This window comes from Desulfovibrio inopinatus DSM 10711, assembly GCF_000429305.1.
GTDB classification, from domain to species: Bacteria; Desulfobacterota; Desulfovibrionia; order Desulfovibrionales; family Desulfovibrionaceae; genus Alteridesulfovibrio; species Alteridesulfovibrio inopinatus.
The window spans coordinates 1-1,004 of record NZ_AUBP01000078.1; the positions used below are offsets into that span (position 1 = coordinate 1).

1 pseudogene is annotated in these 1,004 nt (G+C 52.5%); it reads right to left on the bottom strand.

Annotated elements, in window-relative coordinates:
* Positions 1-1,004 (bottom strand): annotated as a pseudogene (locus tag G451_RS0120475) (hypothetical protein); the annotation flags it as partial.

The following is a 1,004-nucleotide window of genomic DNA, read 5'->3' on the forward strand; positions in this document are numbered from 1 at the left end:
ATGCTGTCATTTCCCGTTCCGGCATCAATGATGCTTTCCAAGATAAGATCGGATCGAATGCTGTCGTTTCCAGCCCCGGTATGCAGGTCGACAAAGGCGAGCAGTTCTGTTTGGATCGAGTCGTTACCATCGCCGGTGTTGATAACACCGCCCCCCGTTCCGGAAATGATGCGAGCCTTTACCACGTCGTTGCCATCGCCGGTATCAATTTCTCCACTGGAAAGAGTAATATGCTGAGCGGTGATGCGATCGTTTCCGTCTCCAGTTTTCAGGCTACCGCCATCCATTGAAGAGATGATTTCTGCTGTGACGGTGTCGTCTCCTTCGCCGGTATTGATAGTCCCATTATCCACATGCAGGCGAGATGCGGAAGTGAGAGTATCGTCTCCTTCGCCGGTATTGATGGTGCCATTGTTGGAAGCAGTGAGCCATGAATTGGCGCTCAATCTATCATTTCCAGAGCCAGTATCAATCGTTCCATCATATGCAGCAAAAATATTATCCGAAACGTTCAGTGTATCATCGCCGTCACCTGTTCTCACTGTGCCTCCCACGGCACCAACCGATGATCCAGAGAGTGTATCATCGCCACTCCCGGTGTCGATAATCCCTCCATATCTCGCACCAATTCCTTCTTTTCCTTCGAGGACATCGTCGCCGTCACCGGTTGTCAGAGTGCCTCCATCATAGACGCGTATAGCGCGTTCGGCGGATATCCTGTCGTTTCCATCTCCGGTGGAGATATTTTCAACATAGAGTTCACCGCTGGCTGTAATGGTATCGTCGCCATCACCGGTATCGACGGATGCTTTGACTTTCTCGCCGACGAGAACGACCGTATCGTTTCCGGCCCCACCGGTTATTGTGCCGGCGGTGACCATTCTGCCTGAGGTGGTGGAAGACGTTGGGTCGGCGGTCAGTTCGATAATGGTGTCGTCGCCATCACCACCGCTGAGGGCATTGCCGTGGAGGCCGATGATGATATCGTTTCCTGAGGTTTCATC